Origin of the sequence: Corynebacterium sp. (assembly GCF_030532195.1) — a bacterium.
GTDB lineage: Bacteria > Actinomycetota > Actinomycetes > Mycobacteriales > Mycobacteriaceae > Corynebacterium.
Map to the genome: position 1 here is coordinate 1 of NZ_JAUNLP010000012.1, position 18,245 is coordinate 18,245.

The window sequence follows — 18,245 nt, forward strand, 5'->3', positions numbered from 1 at the left end:
TGGGTTTGATGGCACTGTTTTTCGTTTTGTAGGTTCGCTTCACTACTTCTCCTGGCTGAAAAGTGGTGATGCATTTACCGCTAGAACCTACCGAGCCCAAAGTGCTATAAACCTAGTCACTAAGTCTGGCGGTGGGCGCAGAATTGGCCGCAGGTGAGTGAGCCCGTATGCCCGCAAGCCCATGCGCACCCGGACCTACCGGCGCTTGCGGTGGTAGAGCGAATCCACGCTCTGGCCCTTCTGCTCCAGCTGCTTGAGCAGTACGTCCCGGACATCGCGGCGGCGGACCTTGCCCATCTGGTCGCGAGGCAGTTCCTCCAGGTGGAAGAAGGCGCGCGGCACCTTGTATCGGGTCAGGTTTTCGTAGCAGTGGTCGCGGTAGGCATCGGAATCCAGACGTGCCCAGTCGGCCAGAGTAATTGCGGCCACGACCATCTCGGAACCATCGCGCTTCGGCAGGCCGACGACCGTGGCATCGGTGACATCTGGGTGAGAGATGAGCACTTCCTCGACTTCGGCTGGGTACACATTGAAGCCACCGGTGATGATGACCTCCTTAATGCGAGCAACCAGCTTGATGAAGCCGTCTGACTCCATCACGCCAACGTCACCTGTGCGGTACCAGCGGTCACCCGCGGGAAGCTCGGCCGGACCATCAGTGAAGGAGTTCGCAGTAGCATCCGGAAGGTTCATGTAACCACCGAAGACCTGTGGGCCTCGGACGATGACCTCGCCCTCCTCGCCATCGGCGCGCAACTTGGTGGGGTCCTCGGGATCGACAATGGCGACCTCAGTATCTGGGAAAGGTAGACCAACGTAGCCCGGGCGGCGGTTACCGTCCATGGGGTTGCCGACGATAATCGGGGAGGTTTCGGTGAGACCGTAGCCCTCAACAAGACGGCCACCGGTGAGCTTTTCCCACTTTTCCACCAGGGAAACCGGCAGGGTAGCAGCACCGCAAAAGGCGAACTTCACGCCGGTGAGGTCGGCATTGTCGCGCTCAGCGGCCTCCACAATCTTCTCGTACAAAGTCGGAACGCCTGGCACCCAGGTCGGGCGATTGGACTTCATCACCTTCATAATCAGTGACATCTCCGGAGCTGGTACGAGCACCAGCTCGGCGCCAATCAGCATCGAGAGGTTGGTGACAATGGTCAGGCCGTAGGCGTGGAACATCGGCAGGACACCGAGAGCGATTTCACGGTCATTGCCCAGACCGGGCACCCAGGCCTCGCCCTGCAAAATGTTGGCAACCAAACCACGGTGTGTCAGCTGTGCGCCCTTTGGAGAGCCCGTCGTGCCGGAGGTGTACATCATCACTGCTACATCATCGGAATCGATGGTGTCATCGGCCTGGAAATTTTTGCCGTCGCCGCCGACGGCGTCGTGAAGCAGTGCGTCAAACCCCATGACCTGCGGTGCGGAAGTGTGCAACTTTGCGCGGGCGGCGCGAAGCTTCGGCAGCGGGATCGACAGTGCAGTGCGCATGAAAAATGGCAGGTCCTGAAGCATATTGACCGCAATAATGGTCTCCAGGGGAGTGGTGTTGCGGAGATCCTCAAGCATCGGCACGATTTTGTCCCAGCCGATGGCGACGCGGGCGCCGTGGTCGTTGAACGGGTGGCGCAGCTCGTGGGCGGTGTAGAGGGGATTGTGCTCGACGGCGACGGCGCCGAGGTGCAGAACGGCCCAGTAGGCGATGACGTGCTGCGGGCAGTTTGGCATGAGTAGCGCCACGCGGTCGCCCTTGCGTACGCCGAGTGCGCGCAGACCGGCAGCGACGCTGCGAACCTTGGCATCCAGCTCCGCGTAGGAGGTGGAGCGGCCGAAGAAGGTCAGCGCCTTGCGGTGCGGGTACGCGTGCAAAGTGTGCTGGTAGACATCCAGGAGGGTGTCGTAGGAGTAGTCGATGTGTGGGGGAGTCCACTCCGGGTACAGGTCAAGCCATGCTTTCGAAACAGCTGCGTTGGCTGTGTTGGTGCCGTTGGCCGTGTCGGTTGCGCGCTGGTCGCTGGCGGTGTCTTCTGCCTCGCCACGCGAGTTGGACTGTTCGGTCATGGAGTCCTCCTAGAGGTTATGCGTTTGCCCCAAAGATAGGCCTTTTTAATTTTTGCGTTCTCCGCGCCGGGCCGCATCTAACAATCACGACTTGAAAAACCGCGCATGATTTCTGTGGCTCGAATCACCGAGTCGGTGTGTCTGGTGATAATAACTTACGAAGTCGTAGGTATCGACCCTTGGTGAACGGCATGTCAATATTTCCACCCCCGAAAATCTCGGCTGACGTAAAACAACAAACAAATACACACGCCAGTTGCGACAATTCGCCAAAAGTAGGCACTCTAGGGGTATGACCGAAAAACTGCCGCAGGAGCAGAGCACTTCCACAACGGATGCGCCGTCGCTGCCGAAGCGAATCGCCATGATCTCCATGCACACCTCTCCGCTGGAGCAACCGGGTATCGGAGATGCCGGTGGCATGAATGTCTACGTGCTGCGCACCTGTGAGGAACTTGCCCGTCGTGGCGTCCAGGTGGATGTGTTCACCCGTGCAACGCGTTCCAGTGCGAGCGAAATTATCCATGTCAGCGACAACTTCCGCGTCATCAACATCGTCGCGGGCCCCTTTGAGGGCCTGGAAAAGGCCGACCTGGCAACGCAGATGCCTGCATTCGCCGGCGGCGTGCTGGAATTCGTGCGCAAGCAGGGCATTAAATATGACCTGATCCACTCGCACTACTGGCTCTCGGGTCAGGTCGGTTGGCTGTTGTCGGACCTGTGGCAGGTGCCATTTGTCCACACGGCGCACACGCTTGCCGCAGTGAAGAACCTCCATCTGGCGGCGGGTGATACGCCGGAGCCGGAGTCTCGCCGCATTTGTGAGCAGCAGATTGTTGACAACGCCTGCCGCATTATTGTCAACACCGCGGCTGAGGCACAGCAGCTGGTCGAATTACACGATGCCGAGCGCAGTCGCATCGATGTCGTCCCACCGGGTGTGGACATCGAGCTCTACTCCCCGGGTAGCGATCGCGCCACCGAGCGGGCCCGTCGTGAATTGGGGATTCCGCTGCACACGAAGGTGATTTTGTTCGTCGGTAGGCTGCAGCGGCTCAAAGGCCCACAGGTACTGCTGCGCGGCGTCGGCGAGCTGATGCGGCGCGAGCCCGGCATCGACCTGCGCGTCATTATCTGCGGTGGGCTCTCCGGCACCGGCCTGAACGCCCCGGACGAGTTCACCAATCTCGCCGCGGAGGAGGGCATTGACCATCTGGTGCGCTTCATGGCGCCGCGCCCGCCGCAGGATCTGGCGAAGCTCTACCAGGCCGCCGACCTCGTCGCCGTGCCCAGCTACAACGAAACCTTTGGGCTGGTCGCTATGGAAGCCCAAGCCACCGGCACACCTGTCGTTGCAGCGAACGTCGGGGGGCTGTCCATCGCCGTCGCCAATGGGGTCAGTGGTTTGCTTGTCGACGGTCACGAGGCCGCAGCCTGGGCAGATGCCCTTGGTCGCCTGGTTGATGACGATGAGCTGCGCATCAAACTGGCCGAGCAGGCGCGTGAGCATGCCCTGGAGTTTTCTTGGCAAAAGACCGTGGACCGCCTGGCCGATGTCTATCATCGAACCGAACTCCAAAAGGAATGCTGCCCCGACTCCGTCCGAGATGCGGGCGGTTCAAGGTAGCTCGGGGTTGCTCGGGGCAGCCCAAGGTGGCGTCAGAAAACCTGCCTGCGCCTTAACAAAAATAGGGAGATGATTCACCATGAGCACGGATATGCAGTCGCAGCTAAAAGCGCTGGGGGAGCAGCTAGAACGCCTCGGTGTGGAATACGGAATTGCCGACAATGCCGCTGTGGTGGTCCTGCCCGGTAAGAAAAAGCTCAAGACCGTCGCCGGTCTCATCCCATCCCCGGATTCCCTGCGGGTAGAGGCATTCGTCTGCCGCGCTGTCGAGGAAAACCACGAGGCCGTGTACAAGTGGCTGCTGCAGCGCAACCGCCGCCTGTTCGGCATCGCCTACACCATCGATGCCGCCGGTGATATCTACCTGGTTGGTCAGCTGCCCGCTGAGCTTTCCGACGAAGACCTAGACCGCCTCCTCGGACAGCTGCTGGAGACAGCCGATGGGGATTTCAACCACATCCTGGAGCGCGGCTTTGCCTCTGCAATTAAGCGCGAATGGCAGTGGCGTGTGGACCGTGGGGAGAACCTGGCCAACCTGGAGCAATTCCGCCACATGGTGGAGTAGCGGGGGTAAAAGCCCGATTCACGGGGCAACGGTCGGCAGGATTGCCCGAGTTGGGGCACAATCGGGTGTATGAGCAATGGAAAACTGATTCTTGTCCGTCATGGTCAGAGTGAGTGGAACGCATCCAACCAGTTCACCGGTTGGGTTGACGTAGCACTGACCGACAAAGGCCGCGCAGAAGCAGTTCGTGCCGGTGAGCTGATGGTGGAGGCAGGCCTGAAGCCTGATGTTCTCTACACCTCGCTGCTGCGTCGAGCTATCAATACCGCCCACATCGCCCTGGACACTGCAGACCGTCTGTGGATTCCAGTTGTTCGTGATTGGCGCCTCAATGAGCGTCACTACGGCGCACTGCAGGGCCTGAACAAGGCTGAGACGAAGGAAAAGTACGGCGAGGATCAGTTCATGTCCTGGCGTCGTTCCTACGACACTCCGCCGCCGGAGCTGTCGGATGACAGCGAGTTCTCGCAGGCACATGACCCGCGCTATGCCAACCTCGATGAGGTTCCGCGCACGGAGTGCCTCCTGGACGTCGTAAAGCGCCTCATTCCGTACTACGAGGAAGAGATTCTGCCGCGCCTGAAGGCGGGCGAGACCGTCATGGTTGCAGCTCACGGCAACTCCCTGCGTGCGCTGGTGAAGTTCCTGGACAACATCTCGGATGAGGACATTGCAGCGCTGAATATCCCAACCGGTATTCCGCTGGTGTACGACATTGATGCTGAGGGCAAGGTTCTGAATCCGGGTGGTACTTACCTGGATCCGGAGGCCGCAGCTGCTGGTGCCGCCGCAGTTGCTGCTCAGGGCAATAAGTAATGCTCGGATAGCGGATATGTCTAAGGCAAGGAGCGCAGCCAAGTAAAGGGCTGTGCTCCTTGGTCTATCTGCATATCTTCATCGCTGGGGCGTATCGAGGTGCCGATGGTTGAACAGGGATTTGGCAAGGAATACCTGATCTCGGCAGTTCGTCGCGCGTGAACTCTGTAAAGGACTTAGGGTAAAGCCCGTGTCAAAAATCATTATCGCCGCTCTAATAGGTGCCGCGGTCATGGCAGCTGTGCTGATTATCGGCGGTGCAGTCACCGGTGCCTATAACCGCGCCAGGCGGCAAAAAAATGATGCGGAAAGCGCAATCACCACAATGGCCCAGGTCATGCACCTGGCAATTCAGAAGTCGCCAACCGGCGTGGTGGTTGTAGATATTTCGCGGGACTTAATTTTGTCCAACTCCCAGGCGCATAAGTTGGGCCTGGTTTATGAGCGCCATCTCAATGACGTGGGATGGGAAGCAGCTCTTAAGGTCTTTGATAGCCAAGAGGATCAGGAGCTGACGCTGGTGTTGCCGGCGCGCCGTGCTGGTGCCCCGGACACCATCGTCCATTGTCAAGTCACGCCACTGTCGTTGGTGGATGACCGCTTCGTCGTGATTTACGCCCGAGATGTCTCCGAGCAGGCTCGAATGGAAGCCGCTCGTCGAGACTTCGTGGCAAATGTCTCCCATGAGCTTAAGACTCCGGTCGGTGCCATGAGCCTGCTGGTTGAGGCCTTAAACGAAGCCACGGACGATCCGGTGGCAGTTAAGCACTTCAGCGAGAGCTTGGCGCAGGAATCCAAACGGATGTCGACGATGATTACGGAACTCATTTCACTGTCGAAGCTACAGGGCGCCGAACCACTGCCGGATATGTCGCCGGTAAAGGTGGACGAAATTGTCGCTGGCGCGGTGCGTCGAAATGAAATGCTCTCGGATCAGGCGGGCATTGAAATTACCGTTGACTGCGAGCCCAACTTGGTCGTTGAAGGTGATCGCAATCTGCTCATCACAGCAGTGTCCAACCTGATTTCCAATGCCATCAACTACTCCCCAGAGGCCACGCCGGTGTCGGTGACAGCGGTGAAGGAAGGCGATGACACCGTCGCCATTCGCGTGACCGACCGTGGTATCGGCATTTCGCAGGCCAATCAGAAGCGCATTTTTGAGCGCTTCTTCCGCGCGGACAAGGCACGCTCGCGTGCAACCGGTGGAACGGGTCTGGGATTGGCAATCGTTAAGCATGTTGCTGCTAACCACAAGGGGACGGTCAAACTGTGGAGCCGGCTGGGCACAGGCTCAACGTTCACCATTGAGCTGCCGCTGCTAGACCAAAAAGGTGCGGAGTCGGCCAAGGAAACGACCGCCGCCGGTTTAAAGAAATTGGGTAAGGGACCGTCTGCAACCCAGACGGGTTCCTCACCAAAAGCGCAGCGGGGCGCTGGCAAATCCCGCGGCAAGGATAAGGATTCCAAGGAAGGAATGAAGTAGTCCGTGACTGAGGTACTTATTGTCGAAGATGAGGCCGCCCTGGCAGAACCACTGGCGTTTCTGCTGCAGCGCGAGGGCTTCCAGGTGCGGATGGCCGCAGACGGGCAGGAGGCGCTGACTGAGTTCTCCAAGGCCGAACCGGACATAGTGCTGCTCGACCTCATGCTTCCGGGAATGAGCGGCACCGAGGTGTGTAAGAATATTCGCCTCAAGTCCTCGGTGCCGGTGATTATGGTCACGGCGCGTGACACCGAGATCGACAAGGTGGTGGGTCTGGAAATTGGCGCGGATGACTACGTGACCAAGCCGTACTCCTCCCGCGAACTCATCGCGCGTATTCGGGCCGTACTGCGCCGTGGTCGCCACGAAGAAAGCGAAGACATGGAGGACCTCTACGAGGAAGTTCTGCGCGGCGGACCGGTGATGCTTGATGTTGAGCGCCACGTTGTCACTGTTGATGACAAGGAAGTGGCCATGCCACTCAAAGAGTTCGACCTGTTGGAGTACTTACTGCGAAACCGCGGCCGTGTTCTCACCCGCGGTCAGCTCATCGACCGCGTTTGGGGCTCCGACTACGTCGGTGACACCAAGACGCTGGATGTGCATATCAAGCGACTGCGCTCGAAGATTGAGCGCAATCCTTCCTCGCCAGAATTCCTGGTCACCGTCCGCGGTCTGGGATACAAGTTCGAGGACTAGGCCTCGCGCCTAGACCTCGTCTGGGCTAAGCCCCTCGTTCGCCGCACGCGTCGCAGGGTGAATTGCCAGCAGCGGATAGCCACTCGGGCCAAAAGCCTTAGCGGCACCCGCTGCCTCACGAGCTCGGCAGTGCTCCGCCAAAATCTCGTAACACTCCTCGCCAATCAGCTCGACCAGCTCTGACTTATGCGTGCGCCAAATAGGCTCACCGCCGGCATGTGTTGCCGGTGCACAGGTGCAGTACCAGTCAAAGTCCTCGCCGCCGTCGCCCCATGCGCGACGGTCGTACTCGGTGATGGTCGTGTGCAAAATCTCTTGGCCGTCTGGGCGCTCTTCCCAGTCCTCCAGTCTGCGTAGCGGCACCTGCCAGCACACATCCGGCTTCACCTTCACCGGGTCGATGTCATTGGCCATCGCCCACTGGTGAATGGCACAGCCCGCACCATTTCGCCACCCCTCACGGTTGGCAAAAATGCAGGCATTATTCACGACCTTCGTTTTCAGAGCGGGCTCAGGCTCTCCGTTTTCGTCGTCAAGCTCGTCCCACACTAACCACGGTTCCAGCGGTTCGGTGGGGTCGGTCTCGTACGTTTCCAGCCATTTCAGCGTGTCAGTGGGGCGGTTTTGCCACCATGCAGGGGCGTCCTTGGCATCGCCTTCCATACGCTTGACGACGTTAATAACCCTCTCGCGGTCATCTTCGTCGGTAATAAAGGCGCCATGTCCACAACATCCGACATCGACATTGTCGAAGTCAATGCCTTTGCATGCAGAGGTGCCAAAAGCGCACTGATAGGAACTCATCAGCCACGTTAAATCGCAGGTGATGATATGCAAGGGGTCATCCGGGTGGGCAAACTCGAACCACTCGCGGGGAAAGTCAAAAGCTACCTCGGCGGCGGAAGCTTGAGGTCCGCGGCCGGCACGGGGGTGGGGTTGATTCACACCAATATACCGTAGACCGTCTAACCTACTAAGCGTGAGATTAGGTGTATTAGACGTAGGCAGTAATACCGTCCACTTGGTGATGGTGGACGCCCGCCGGGGTGGACACCCGACTCCGATGAGCGATTCCAAGTCGACCATGAAGCTGGTCGAGTACCTGGATAAGGACAATAACCTGTCCCAGAAGGGTATCGATAAGCTCACCGGTTACGTCGCGGAGTCCAAGGACCTGGTTAAGCAGATGAAGTGCGAAGAAATGATCAGCTTCGCCACCTCTGCAGTCCGCGATGCCGCAAATGCGGATGAGGTTCTTGCTCACGTGGAGAAGGAAACCGGCATTAAGCTGCAGATCCTCTCCGGTGAGGACGAAGCTCGCCTGACCTTCCTGGCAGTGCGCCGTTGGTACGGCTGGTCTGCTGGGCGCCTAATCAATCTCGATATCGGTGGTGGCTCGTTGGAGCTGACCTCAGGCACGGATGAGGATCCGGAGGCCGCATACTCGCTGCTTCTGGGTGCTGGTCGTCTGACCCACGAGTGGTTTGAGACCGACCCGCCGGAGCGCAAGAAGATTGATTTGCTGCGCGATTACATCGACGCTGAGCTAGCTGAGCCGGCACGTCACTTGCGTACCCTCGGTGAGCCGGATTTGGCCGTGGCAACGTCCAAGACTTTCCGCACGCTGGCGCGCCTGACCGGTGCAGCGCCGTCTTCTGCAGGTCCGCGCGTCAAGCGCACTCTGACGGCCGCCGGTTTGCGTCAGTTGATTGCATTTATTTCCCGCATGACCGCCGCCGACCGTGCCGAACTTGAGGGTGTAAGTGCCAATCGTTCTCACCAAATTGTCGCCGGTGCCCTCGTCGCAGAGGCTAGTATGCGAGCATTGGGATTAGAGAAGGTTGAAATCTGTCCTTGGGCACTGCGCGAGGGCATTATCTTCCGCCGGTTGGACAGCGACCTACACGGAAAGGGTTGAGATGAGCGAGGAGAAGCTCACAGTTGCCGAACTGCTTGCGCGTCGGCAGCAAGAGGGCAAAACCTCTGAAACGCCAAGGCGTCGCCGCCGACGCAGCCTTGAGGAAGGCGGTGTCTCCGTCTCGGAACTGACTGGCTCCATTCCGCGGGTCAAGGGCAGTGATCCCCGTCGCGGTGCTCATGCACTGTCCAATTCGGAAGACGACGATAAGACGAAGGCGAGCGATTTGCTTGCCGACGAAGCTGCGGCCAAGGCAACCGCTGCGGGGCAGGAGGCAGAAGCGCCGGTTGGCTCGGCAGAGGTAGAGGTAGAGGAACCCGCCGAGGAAACAGTCGCTGAGGCTGGCACCGAGGCTGAGGCTGACGCCGAGGACACCGAGACGGTTGAACCAACTGCACCAGCTGAGACTGCTGAGACTGTTGAGACTGAGCAGGGCGAAGAAGAGCAGCCAGCTCAGGCCGCTCAGGTCGCCCAGGCTCCGACCGCGCAGGCTCCGGCTGCACCGAAGACCCCACAGGCTCCGGAGATGCCGGTGCCGATGGCGATTCCAATGGAACCGCGCCCGGTCATGGTCAACAGCGAGCGCGCTGAGATTACCTATACCTTCACCGAGCTTCGTGACTTCAATGATGAGGCCGTCAAGATCGGCGCTCCTGGTCCAGTCGCACAGGCGGCGCTGACTGGCTCGAACTCCTACGATGATCGTCCGACTGCGTCTATTCCGGTTATTACCGAAGAGATTGCATCGGCCATGGCCGAAAACAAGAAGACCAAGGCAGAGGCTCAAACGGCCGAAGAGGCTGAGCGTGCTCGTGCTGCGGAGGCTACACAGGCCGCTGAAGAGACTTCGGAGGCCACTGCCGTAGCGGAGGTCACCGAGCCGGAGGCTACCCAGGCCGCTGCTATCGCAGAGCCAAAGGCCGAAGCTGCCGCTGGCACGGAAGAGTCGGCCGCTGCGGACGTCGTCAAGCGTGATGATGATTCCGCCTCGCGTGCTGAGGTCGCCGAAGAAGAGGACTACGCCGAGGACAACTCGCTGTCTGTGCCGTTGCTTTTGATTCAGGTCTTCGTCGGCCTGATTGTCGGCGCGCTGATTTTCTTCGGTTTCACCATGGCGTGGTCGTCGCTGCCGACGGTGGTGACGGTGATTATGGCTGTGGTTGTCACGGGCGGCTTCGTGGGCCTGGCCAATTACCTGCGGCGCAAGAAGGATGTCGCAACGCCGATTCTCGCCGGATTGGTTGGTCTGGCGCTGACATTCGGACCGTGGCTGATTTTCCAGCTATAACGGCAGTTGTAACGCTGAGAAGTTAAAACACCTATCACCACAATGCAGGGGTTCGGAAAGTAGTTTCTGAGCCCCTGCATTCGCGTGTGTGGACTTGTTTTGGCACACTTAGCCACCATGACAAGAATTGCTGTAATTGGTGGCGGAAAGATTGGTAGCGCACTCGTCGGTGGTCTCATCGACGGCGGTGTCGCGCCCTCCTCGATTTATGTAGTGGGGCGCACCAAGGAGAGCCTGGCCGGTCTGAAGGAGACCTACGGCATTGTCGATACCGACGACCCAGTGGGTGCAGTCGACGGTGCCGACGTGGTGTTCTTGTGTGTGAAGCCGTACCTGATTATCGACATGCTGGAAAAGATTGCCGACGTGCTCGATGACTCTGAGGTCGACACCATTGTGGTGTCCATGGCGGCGGGAATCACGCTGGACAAGATGGAAGGCGTGTGCGCCGTTGGCACCCCGGTTGTTCGCGTGATGCCGAATACTCCGATGCTCGTGGGCAAGGGCGTGTGCGCTGTCGCGCCGGGCCGTTTTGTCACAGAGAACCAGACCGAGGTTGTGGTCGAGCTGCTGAAGAAGGTCGGCACCGTTGAGGTTGTCGATGAGTCGCTGATGTCCGCAGTCACGGCAGTGTCTGGCTCGGGCCCGGCATACTTCTTCCAGTTTGTGGAGGCCATGACCGATGCAGGCGTGAACCTGGGGCTCAAGCGCGATCAGGCCAAGCGCCTGGCATCAGCGACGGCTGCCGGTGCGGCCGAGATGATGATGCAGGAGGGCGCAGATCCAACTGCGCTGCGTGCCGATGTCACCTCGCCGGGTGGTACCACTGCTGCGGCCACTCGCGTTTTTGAGGAAGAGGGCATTCGCCGCGCAGTTCACCGCGCGCTGCAGGCCTGCTACGACAAGGCCAATGAGATGGGTAAATAGCGCCGAGCTTTCCGCGCGAATAACCCCCAAAATTTGGGGCATTGGGAAAGTGGGGTGAAGGTCACTAATCCGATACGCAGGGATAACGGGTTAGTCACATCTGTCACGCCATTCCCCAATGCCCCTATTTTTTATCAAAAATCGCATAGGCCCCTTGCCTACCGGTAGGATATGAAAAGCACGTGCGTGTCACGATTTTCTGCAGGAGGGGAAGCCTGCAGCGCGTCGCGTGCGCCGAAGGGAATAAAAACTAATGCAGAATGCAGATAAAGGCACCTTTTTGACCGTTGCAGAAGTCGCTGACATCATGCGCGTGTCCAAGATGACCGTTTACCGTCTTGTTCACTCCGGCGAGCTGCCGGCCGTGCGCGTGGGCCGTTCGTTCCGCGTCCATGAGTCCGCAGTGAAGGAATACCTGGATTCCTCGTTCTACAACGCAGGCTAATTTTTGTGCCTTTAAGCGGGGCTGTTTGACCTGGATACCCATGTCCCCGCTATGATTAATCCGATTAGTGCATGGTGCCGTGTGGCGCCCCTGTTTCCTATCGTCTTCAGGTAGTGGAGACGGAAGGAAAAAGGGCGTGACGTCTCGGCGGCTTCGTTGAAGTCGCATTCGCAGACGCCGCCATTGTGCATAAAAGACAAATTTTCCAGTCAACGAATAGCGAGGTCGAGCCGATGGGTTCCGTCATTAAGAAGCGTCGCAAGCGCATGTCGAAGAAGAAGCACCGCAAGATGCTTCGCCGCACCCGCGTGCAGCGTCGTAAGCTCGGCAAGTAAGCCGCTGTTCCTGCCACTGGTAGGGGCACGTTAGCTTTGCGTCGCGTAAAGCATTGAAAAACCCGCCCGGTCTGTTCGGACCTGGGCGGGTTTTTATTACCTCTGCTGAGTTTCGCGCACACGCTTTACGACGAACCCAGCGCCCGCAACCGCTCCTGCCACCAGTGCTCCGACTGAGAGCCAGCGAGCGGTGGCCAATGTCGCTGAGCGGAAGTGGCGGTAGTCGTAGACCGTCCATCCCTGCTGGTGCGCGTAGCGGCGCAGTTTGCGGTCTGGGTTGATAGCCACGGCCGTGCCAACCATAGAGAGCATCGGGATGTCGTTGGCCGAATCCGAGTAGGCGGTACAGCGGCTCAAATCCAGGTCGGAGGAAGCTGCGAGTGCCGCCACTGCATGCTTCTTACCGGGACCGTGGAGAATGTCGCCGACTAACCGGCCGGTGAACTTGCCGTCTTTGACCTCAGCGACTGTGCCCAGCGCACCGGTGAGCCCAATGCGCTTTGCAATCACCTGTGCCAGCTGCACTGGGGTAGCAGTGACCAGCCAGACCTCCTGGCCAGCCTGGATATGCAGCTCCGCCAGGTCGCGGGTGCCCTGGTAGACGCGGCCCATGATCTTTTCTTCAAAGATTTCATCGCCGAGCTTGACCATTTCGGCCACATCGTGGCCAGCAAAGAACTCCAGTGCCTGCTCGCGAGCCTTGGCAACATCGGTTGCGCTCTCCGCGCCTGAGACGCGGAATTTCAGCTGTTTCCACAGCATGCCGGCTAGCTCTCGCTTGCCAATAAAGCCCCGCTCCACCAGGCCCATGGCAAACAGGAAGATGGATGCGCCCTGTACCAGGGTGTTATCGACATCGAAGAAGGCAGCGGTGCCTTGATCGCGCTCGACGCCGGGAACCGGGTCTGAGAGCACACGTGCGCCACCGGCGGCATCCTCCGCACCGGCGACACTGCGAAAACCTGTGACCAGTTCTTCGCCGCCGACATCGTAGACCTTGCCAAGTGCCTCCAGAGCATTGGCAGCCGCAGCAGTACCGGCCTCCTCCTGAGCCTCATCATTGAGCGGTGCGAGAGCGACCTGCTCAAGGAAGTTACGAACATTTCCCTGAGAGGCAACAAGATCGCTCAGGATATCGATAGGGAAGGGGGAGCCGCTGTCGGCGCTGAATTCACTCACGGCACAAAAGTCACTTTCCACGGTGATTCTTTGTTTACAGGTCATAGTATCCGGTAATGCACCTATACGGCGCGCTGAGAGTGAGGCTAGCGGTGGCAGAGACATTGGCGGGGCGGGCAAGGACGTCGTAAAGCGTATGCCTAGACTTGCGAACATGGTGACTGTGACCGTGATGAGTAGGCAGAGCTGTGGATCGTGTGCGCGCGTGATTGCGCAGATTGAGCCACTGGTGCGTGAACGCAATGCCGCTTTTGAAGTCAAGGATGTCGATTCCAGTGACGATTTGGCGATGGAGTTTGGGGACCGCGTGCCGGTGATTTTGGTCGATGATGAAGAAATTGCCTGCTGGGAAATCGATGACGACGAACTGATTGAGGCAATCGACGACGCAGCGGGGAGGTGAGCGCACCAGTGAGCGCGCTTTACCGGGGCGTGCTTCGGGCGCGAGATGCGCCATGGCAGAATATGGTTGTTTGTGTGGCAGCCAGGTCTGCGGCCCCGGGGAGAAGACGACTAAGTAAAGTTCGCCTTTGTTGTGCCTGAGGACCTCAGTTGTCTACCGTTGACTGTCATAGCTGTGTGAAAAGCCCGTGGCGGGGCAGTGTGAGGAGCAATAGAGCGGTGATCGAGCGGTGAGTGTTCTTCTCGTCGGAATGTCGTACCGGTCTGCACCGGTGAACCTGCTTGAGAAAGTCTCCGTCGGCGATGCTGAGCGGGAAACTAGTTTGGCTCGCCTGGTCGCGGATGATGCGATTAGTGAGGCGATGCTGCTGTCGACCTGCAACCGCGTGGAATACTACGTGGTGGCAGAGGGCTTCCACTCTGGTCTTTCGGCCGTAGTCCGCGAGATTGTGGGGCGCACGGGGCTGGACCTCGACGAGCTGACACCACATCTGTATGTCCGCTACGCGCAGGCCGCGGCAGAACACGCATTTTCCGTGTGTGCGGGGTTGGATTCGATGGTGCTGGGTGAGCAGCAGATTATCGGCCAGATGCGCACCGCCTACCAGATTGCGGACGAAGCCGGCACCGTTGGGCGAATGCTGCATGACTTGGCGCAGAAGGCATTGCATACCGGCAAGCGTGTCCACTCGGAGACGCTGATTGACAATGCCGGTGCCTCGATGGTCTCCGTGGCCGTCGATGAGGCGATTGCCGCGCTGAACCCCGAATTCAATGCGGGTGTTGATGTCGCAGTGGACAGCACTATTCTTGCTGGGCGCTCCGCGCTTATCCTCGGAGCCGGCGCCATGAGCTCGCTGGCGGCAAGTTACCTCGGTCGCTGCGGTATTGACCGATTGGTCATTGCCAACCGCACGGTGGACCGCGCGCAGAACTTGGCCAACCACTCCATTGAGGCCGGCGTGCCTGCCGAGGCCATTGCCCTCACGGACTTCGCCGAAGTCCTCGATAATGTCGACATCCTGGTGAGTGCCACGGGTGCTATGAACCCGGTTGTCCACGGCGAGGATGTAGCTGACCATGGCCCATTGGCCATCGTTGACCTGTCTATGCCACGTGACGTGGCCGAAGATGTCGCAGGTCTCGAGGGAATTGCTCTGTTTAACATCGAGCACCTGCAGATGACCCGCGCCGAGGTACCGGGCCGCGACGACGAATCCGCCGCCCGCGATATTGTCAACGAGGAGCTGGAGTCCTACCTCAGCGCGCAGCGCGCCAACGAAGTCGCGCCGACTGTGCGCGCCTTGCGTGAGCGCGCAGCGGAAGTTGCCAAGGCCGAGCTCGCTCGCTTGGAGGCGAAGACCCCGGGACTTACCCAGAAGGAACGTCGCGAAGTCGAGTCCACGGTTCGCCGTGTCGTCGATAAGCTCTTGCATGCGCCAACTGTGCAGGTCAAGAAGCTATCGAGTCAGCAGGGCGGCGGAAACTACGCTATTGCTCTGCAGAAACTCTTCGACCTGCCCTTAACCACGCCCACTGGGCTGTATGCTGACACAGATATCCCCGCGGACCTCATGGTGGAGGGGCGCATTGGGAGACTGCAGGGCTTGGAGCAGTACAGCCTCGATGGTGTCAACGCCGTCGACGGTGCTCCTGAAGTCACTAACAAATAGTTTTTCGGAGGAAGAAATGCCTGATCCAGCGATAATCCGTATTGGCACCAGGGGCTCAGAACTAGCTCGAACACAGGCTGGTCATGTCCGTGATGCACTGATTGAGCTGGGACAGCCCGCCGAATTGGTGATTGTTAAGACCGCTGGCGATCACAATCGTCATGATCCGGTGGAAAAGATTGGTATCGGTGTCTTCACCCAGGCCCTGCGCCATGCGCTGCGTGAAGATGTCTGTGACATCATTGTTCACTCATTCAAGGACTTGCCGACGGTACCGGAGGACGACATGATGGTCGCAGCGGTGCCGGAGCGCGTGGATCAGCGAGAAGCGCTGATTTCTCGTGACGCAACGCCGTTGATGGATCTGCCGGAAGGCGCTCGCGTGGGCACCTCCGCGCCGCGTCGTGTCTCCCAGCTGCGTGCGCTGCGCTCGGACCTTGAGATTGTTCCGCTGCGAGGCAACATCGATACCCGCATGGGGCGCGTGGAAGAGGACCTCGATGCGGTCATTCTGGCCCGCGCTGGGCTGGAGCGTACCGGCCGCCTGGATAACATCGCGGAATCCCTCGACGTAGAGGTGCTGATGCCGGCACCGGCACAGGGCGCGCTGGCCTTGGAATGCCGCAGTGCTGACCGTGAGATTGTGGAGATTCTGCGCAAGCTCGATCACCCGGTGTCGCACGCGCAGGCTGTCGCAGAGCGCGCTGTGCTCAATGAGCTGGAAGCCGGTTGTACCGCCCCCGTTGCGGCGTACTCAACCGTGGCTGAAAATGGTGAACTCACCCTGAAGGCGGGGGTATTCGCCCTCGATGGTTCGCAGCAGTTGCTCGAGACCGCTAGTGCCCCCATGGATAAGGCCGATGAGCTTGGTCGGAAGGTCGCACAAGCGCTGCTCGCACGGGGTGCCGTTGAGGTAATGGGCGATACCCTGCGCGAATCTCAAAAGTAGCCGGTTAGTGAATTTCGCTTAAACCCTTTATGCTAATAGGCCTGTAATCATGCCGTTGGGATAAGGGTTCCCTTGAGGCGTTTGCATGTGCTGTGCGGGGCGAGAAGTTCCCACGCACATGTGCATTCGTGTGCCCGCTTTTTGGTGACTCATCGGCATGGACAAGTGAACATCCAATAGAAAAGGAATCACTCCGCCACGATGAACACCTCTCTCCCCTCCGCAACGGGGCGCATCCTGTTCGTCGGCGCTGGTCCTGGAAATCCCGACCTGCTGACGCTTCGCGCCCGCGAGATTCTCGCCGACACCGCTATTGCCTATGTGGACAGCGATGTCATGCCGGGTGTTCGAGAGCTCATTGCAACCGACGTGCCTGTGCCCCCGGAGATGCTGAAGGAAGCCGAAGAGGAGTACGAGCGCATGTGCGCCGCGGCCAAGGCCAAGGGCTCTCGTCGTAAGCCTCCTCGCCCCGCGCCGCCAACCGCCGCCGACCTGCGTGAGCCCGTCGCCGACGCCAAGAAGATGGCTGCCGTGCTTGTCGACGAGGCCAAGAAGGGCAACAACGTGGTGCGCCTGGTCGCGGGCAATCCGCTGACCAATGACTCGCTGCTGACTGAGATCAATGAGGTCTCCCACGCGGATGTCGAGTTCCAGATTGTGCCGGGTATGTCCGTGCCGTCGACCGTTCCCGCGTTTGCGGGCATCGCTCTCGGCTCGACCTACACCGAGACCGATTTGGGGCGTGCCGATGTCGATTGGGATGAACTGGCCACCGCGCCGCAACCGCTTGTACTGCAGGCCGTCCAGGACGATCTTGCAGCAATCGCCGCCGAGCTCAGTGAGCGTGGTCTGCCGGCGTCGCTGCCGGCGTCGGTCACCGTAAACGGCACCACTCGTCTGCAGCGCACCTATGACGTCACGCTGGGTACGCTGGCACAGCTGTCCGGCGACCTATCCGGTCAGCTGGTGGTGACCCTTGGCAAGGGCGTGGACAACCGCTCGAAGTACTCGTGGTGGGAAAACCGCGCACTCTACGGCTGGAAGGTGCTGGTTCCGCGCGCAAAGGCGCAGGCTGGTCCTATGAGCGCACGTCTGGTGGGGCACGGCGCTATCCCCATTGAGGTGCCGACGATCTCCATCGAGCCGCCACGCAGTCCGGCACAGATGGAACGCGCAATCAAGGGGCTTGTCGACGGCCGCTATCAGTGGGTCGTCTTCACCTCCGTCAACGCCGTCAAGGCCGTGTGGGATAAGTTCCAGGCATTCGGTCTGGACGCACGGTCCTTTGCCGGTGTTCGCATCGCCGCAGTGGGACACCGCACGGCTGCTGCCATTCGGGAAAAGGGCATCACGCCAGAACTGCTGCCGGATGACACACGCCAGAACGCCGCGGGCATCGTCGATGTTTTCCCCGAGTACATCGAGGATCTCGATCCGGTCAACCGCGTTTTGCTTCCGCGCGCCGATATCGGCACCGATGTGCTTGTCGACGGTCTGGTCGACCTCGGCTGGGAAGTCGATGATGTGGTCGCTTACCGTACCGTGCGGGCAGCTCCGCCGAGCGCGGATATCCGCGACATGATTAAGACCGGTGGTTTTGACGCAGTCTGCTTTACGTCTGGTTCGACGGTGAAGAACTTGGTCGGTATTGCGGGCAAGCCGCATGCCCGCACCATCATCGCCTGCATTGGACCGATGGCTGCCGCCACTGCTCGGGAGTATGGCCTGCGTGTTGATGTGGTGCCGGAGCGCGCCAGCATTCCCGACCTCGTGGATGCGCTGGCGGAGCATGTCGCCAACCTGCGGGCTGCCGGTCAGCTACCGCCGCCGCGTAAAAAGCGTCGTCGTTCGCGCAAGAAGACCAGCTAGTCTGCGGGT

General features: G+C 59.7%; 17 protein-coding genes. 14 read left to right on the plus strand and 3 right to left on the minus strand.

All coding sequences use genetic code 11. The annotated features are described in order from the left end of the window. Positions 1–195: 195 nt before the first annotated feature. Positions 196–2,058 carry a long-chain-fatty-acid--CoA ligase gene (locus Q4E11_RS09980; protein ID WP_303165488.1) on the minus strand — a complete coding sequence of 621 codons (1,863 nt, stop codon included), beginning with the start codon at positions 2,056–2,058 and terminating at the stop codon, positions 196–198. A gap of 364 nt (positions 2,059–2,422) precedes the next feature. Here Q4E11_RS09980 and mshA point away from each other — a divergent pair, with 364 nt between their 5' ends. From mshA to Q4E11_RS10005, 5 genes are all read left to right on the plus strand, one after another. Then, on the plus strand, positions 2,423–3,685 hold the full coding sequence (gene mshA / locus Q4E11_RS09985; protein WP_303165514.1) for a D-inositol-3-phosphate glycosyltransferase: 1,263 nt from the start codon (positions 2,423–2,425) through the stop codon (positions 3,683–3,685). A gap of 79 nt (positions 3,686–3,764) precedes the next feature. Further along, positions 3,765–4,250, plus strand: a complete 486-nt coding sequence (locus Q4E11_RS09990; RefSeq protein ID WP_303165489.1) for a YbjN domain-containing protein — start codon at positions 3,765–3,767, stop codon at positions 4,248–4,250. Between the two features lie 69 nt (positions 4,251–4,319). Then, entirely contained in the window at positions 4,320–5,066 is a 747-nt protein-coding gene (locus tag Q4E11_RS09995; RefSeq protein WP_303165490.1) for a phosphoglyceromutase, read from the plus strand. 190 nt (positions 5,067–5,256) lie between these two features. Continuing rightward, positions 5,257–6,552 (plus strand): cell wall metabolism sensor histidine kinase WalK, encoded by a 1,296-nt coding sequence (locus tag Q4E11_RS10000; RefSeq protein ID WP_303165491.1) that lies wholly within the window; start codon positions 5,257–5,259, stop codon positions 6,550–6,552. Between the two features lie 3 nt (positions 6,553–6,555). Then, positions 6,556–7,251 (plus strand): response regulator transcription factor, encoded by a 696-nt coding sequence (locus Q4E11_RS10005; RefSeq protein ID WP_303165492.1) that lies wholly within the window; start codon positions 6,556–6,558, stop codon positions 7,249–7,251. A gap of 9 nt (positions 7,252–7,260) precedes the next feature. Here Q4E11_RS10005 and Q4E11_RS10010 read toward each other — a convergent pair whose 3' ends face one another. After that, on the minus strand, positions 7,261–8,196 hold the full coding sequence (locus Q4E11_RS10010; RefSeq protein ID WP_303165493.1) for a hypothetical protein: 936 nt from the start codon (positions 8,194–8,196) through the stop codon (positions 7,261–7,263). Between the two features lie 34 nt (positions 8,197–8,230). Between Q4E11_RS10010 and Q4E11_RS10015 the strand changes: the two genes are divergently transcribed. The 5 genes from Q4E11_RS10015 (at position 8,231) to Q4E11_RS10035 (ending at position 12,164) form a co-directional block, all read left to right on the plus strand. Next, positions 8,231–9,169 (plus strand): Ppx/GppA phosphatase family protein, encoded by a 939-nt coding sequence (locus Q4E11_RS10015; protein WP_303165494.1) that lies wholly within the window; start codon positions 8,231–8,233, stop codon positions 9,167–9,169. Position 9,170: 1 nt separating this feature from the next. Then, positions 9,171–10,457 (plus strand): hypothetical protein, encoded by a 1,287-nt coding sequence (locus tag Q4E11_RS10020; RefSeq protein ID WP_303165495.1) that lies wholly within the window; start codon positions 9,171–9,173, stop codon positions 10,455–10,457. 117 nt (positions 10,458–10,574) lie between these two features. Beyond that, positions 10,575–11,384, plus strand: a complete 810-nt coding sequence (proC, locus tag Q4E11_RS10025) for a pyrroline-5-carboxylate reductase (protein WP_303165496.1) — start codon at positions 10,575–10,577, stop codon at positions 11,382–11,384. A 253-nt stretch (positions 11,385–11,637) separates the two neighbouring features. Then, positions 11,638–11,829 (plus strand): helix-turn-helix domain-containing protein, encoded by a 192-nt coding sequence (locus Q4E11_RS10030; RefSeq protein WP_303165497.1) that lies wholly within the window; start codon positions 11,638–11,640, stop codon positions 11,827–11,829. A gap of 233 nt (positions 11,830–12,062) precedes the next feature. Continuing rightward, positions 12,063–12,164, plus strand: a complete 102-nt coding sequence (locus Q4E11_RS10035) for an AURKAIP1/COX24 domain-containing protein (protein ID WP_003855542.1) — start codon at positions 12,063–12,065, stop codon at positions 12,162–12,164. A 96-nt stretch (positions 12,165–12,260) separates the two neighbouring features. Here the strand turns inward: Q4E11_RS10035 and Q4E11_RS10040 are convergent, their stop codons facing one another. Then, positions 12,261–13,388 (minus strand): HAD family phosphatase, encoded by a 1,128-nt coding sequence (locus Q4E11_RS10040; protein WP_303165498.1) that lies wholly within the window; start codon positions 13,386–13,388, stop codon positions 12,261–12,263. 109 nt (positions 13,389–13,497) lie between these two features. On the opposite strand from Q4E11_RS10040, the gene Q4E11_RS10045 reads away from it, so the two are divergent. The 4 genes from Q4E11_RS10045 to Q4E11_RS10060 all read left to right on the plus strand — a co-directional run bounded on the left by Q4E11_RS10045 (position 13,498) and on the right by Q4E11_RS10060 (position 18,236). After that, positions 13,498–13,746, plus strand: coding sequence for a glutaredoxin family protein (locus Q4E11_RS10045; RefSeq protein WP_303165499.1), 249 nt, complete (start codon positions 13,498–13,500; stop codon positions 13,744–13,746). 229 nt (positions 13,747–13,975) lie between these two features. Beyond that, positions 13,976–15,418 (plus strand): glutamyl-tRNA reductase, encoded by a 1,443-nt coding sequence (locus Q4E11_RS10050; protein WP_303165500.1) that lies wholly within the window; start codon positions 13,976–13,978, stop codon positions 15,416–15,418. 16 nt (positions 15,419–15,434) lie between these two features. Beyond that, positions 15,435–16,367: a hydroxymethylbilane synthase gene (gene hemC, locus Q4E11_RS10055; protein ID WP_303165501.1), complete on the plus strand. Its 933-nt coding sequence runs from the start codon at positions 15,435–15,437 to the stop codon at positions 16,365–16,367. Positions 16,368–16,568: 201 nt separating this feature from the next. Next, on the plus strand, positions 16,569–18,236 hold the full coding sequence (locus Q4E11_RS10060) for a uroporphyrinogen-III synthase (RefSeq protein WP_303165502.1): 1,668 nt from the start codon (positions 16,569–16,571) through the stop codon (positions 18,234–18,236). Positions 18,237–18,245: the final 9 nt, after the last annotated feature.

Coding starts and splice junctions, on each gene's coding strand:
- Q4E11_RS09980 (WP_303165488.1), bottom strand. CDS start 2,058: ATGACCGAACAGTCCAACTCGCGTGGCGAGGCAGAAGACACCGCCAGC.
- mshA (WP_303165514.1), top strand. CDS start 2,423: ATGATCTCCATGCACACCTCTCCGCTGGAGCAACCGGGTATCGGAGAT.
- Q4E11_RS09990 (WP_303165489.1), top strand. CDS start 3,765: ATGAGCACGGATATGCAGTCGCAGCTAAAAGCGCTGGGGGAGCAGCTA.
- Q4E11_RS09995 (WP_303165490.1), top strand. CDS start 4,320: ATGAGCAATGGAAAACTGATTCTTGTCCGTCATGGTCAGAGTGAGTGG.
- Q4E11_RS10020 (WP_303165495.1), top strand. CDS start 9,171: ATGAGCGAGGAGAAGCTCACAGTTGCCGAACTGCTTGCGCGTCGGCAG.
- proC (WP_303165496.1), top strand. CDS start 10,575: ATGACAAGAATTGCTGTAATTGGTGGCGGAAAGATTGGTAGCGCACTC.
- Q4E11_RS10030 (WP_303165497.1), top strand. CDS start 11,638: ATGCAGAATGCAGATAAAGGCACCTTTTTGACCGTTGCAGAAGTCGCT.
- Q4E11_RS10035 (WP_003855542.1), top strand. CDS start 12,063: ATGGGTTCCGTCATTAAGAAGCGTCGCAAGCGCATGTCGAAGAAGAAG.
- Q4E11_RS10040 (WP_303165498.1), bottom strand. CDS start 13,388: ATGACCTGTAAACAAAGAATCACCGTGGAAAGTGACTTTTGTGCCGTG.
- Q4E11_RS10045 (WP_303165499.1), top strand. CDS start 13,498: ATGGTGACTGTGACCGTGATGAGTAGGCAGAGCTGTGGATCGTGTGCG.
- hemC (WP_303165501.1), top strand. CDS start 15,435: ATGCCTGATCCAGCGATAATCCGTATTGGCACCAGGGGCTCAGAACTA.
- Q4E11_RS10060 (WP_303165502.1), top strand. CDS start 16,569: ATGAACACCTCTCTCCCCTCCGCAACGGGGCGCATCCTGTTCGTCGGC.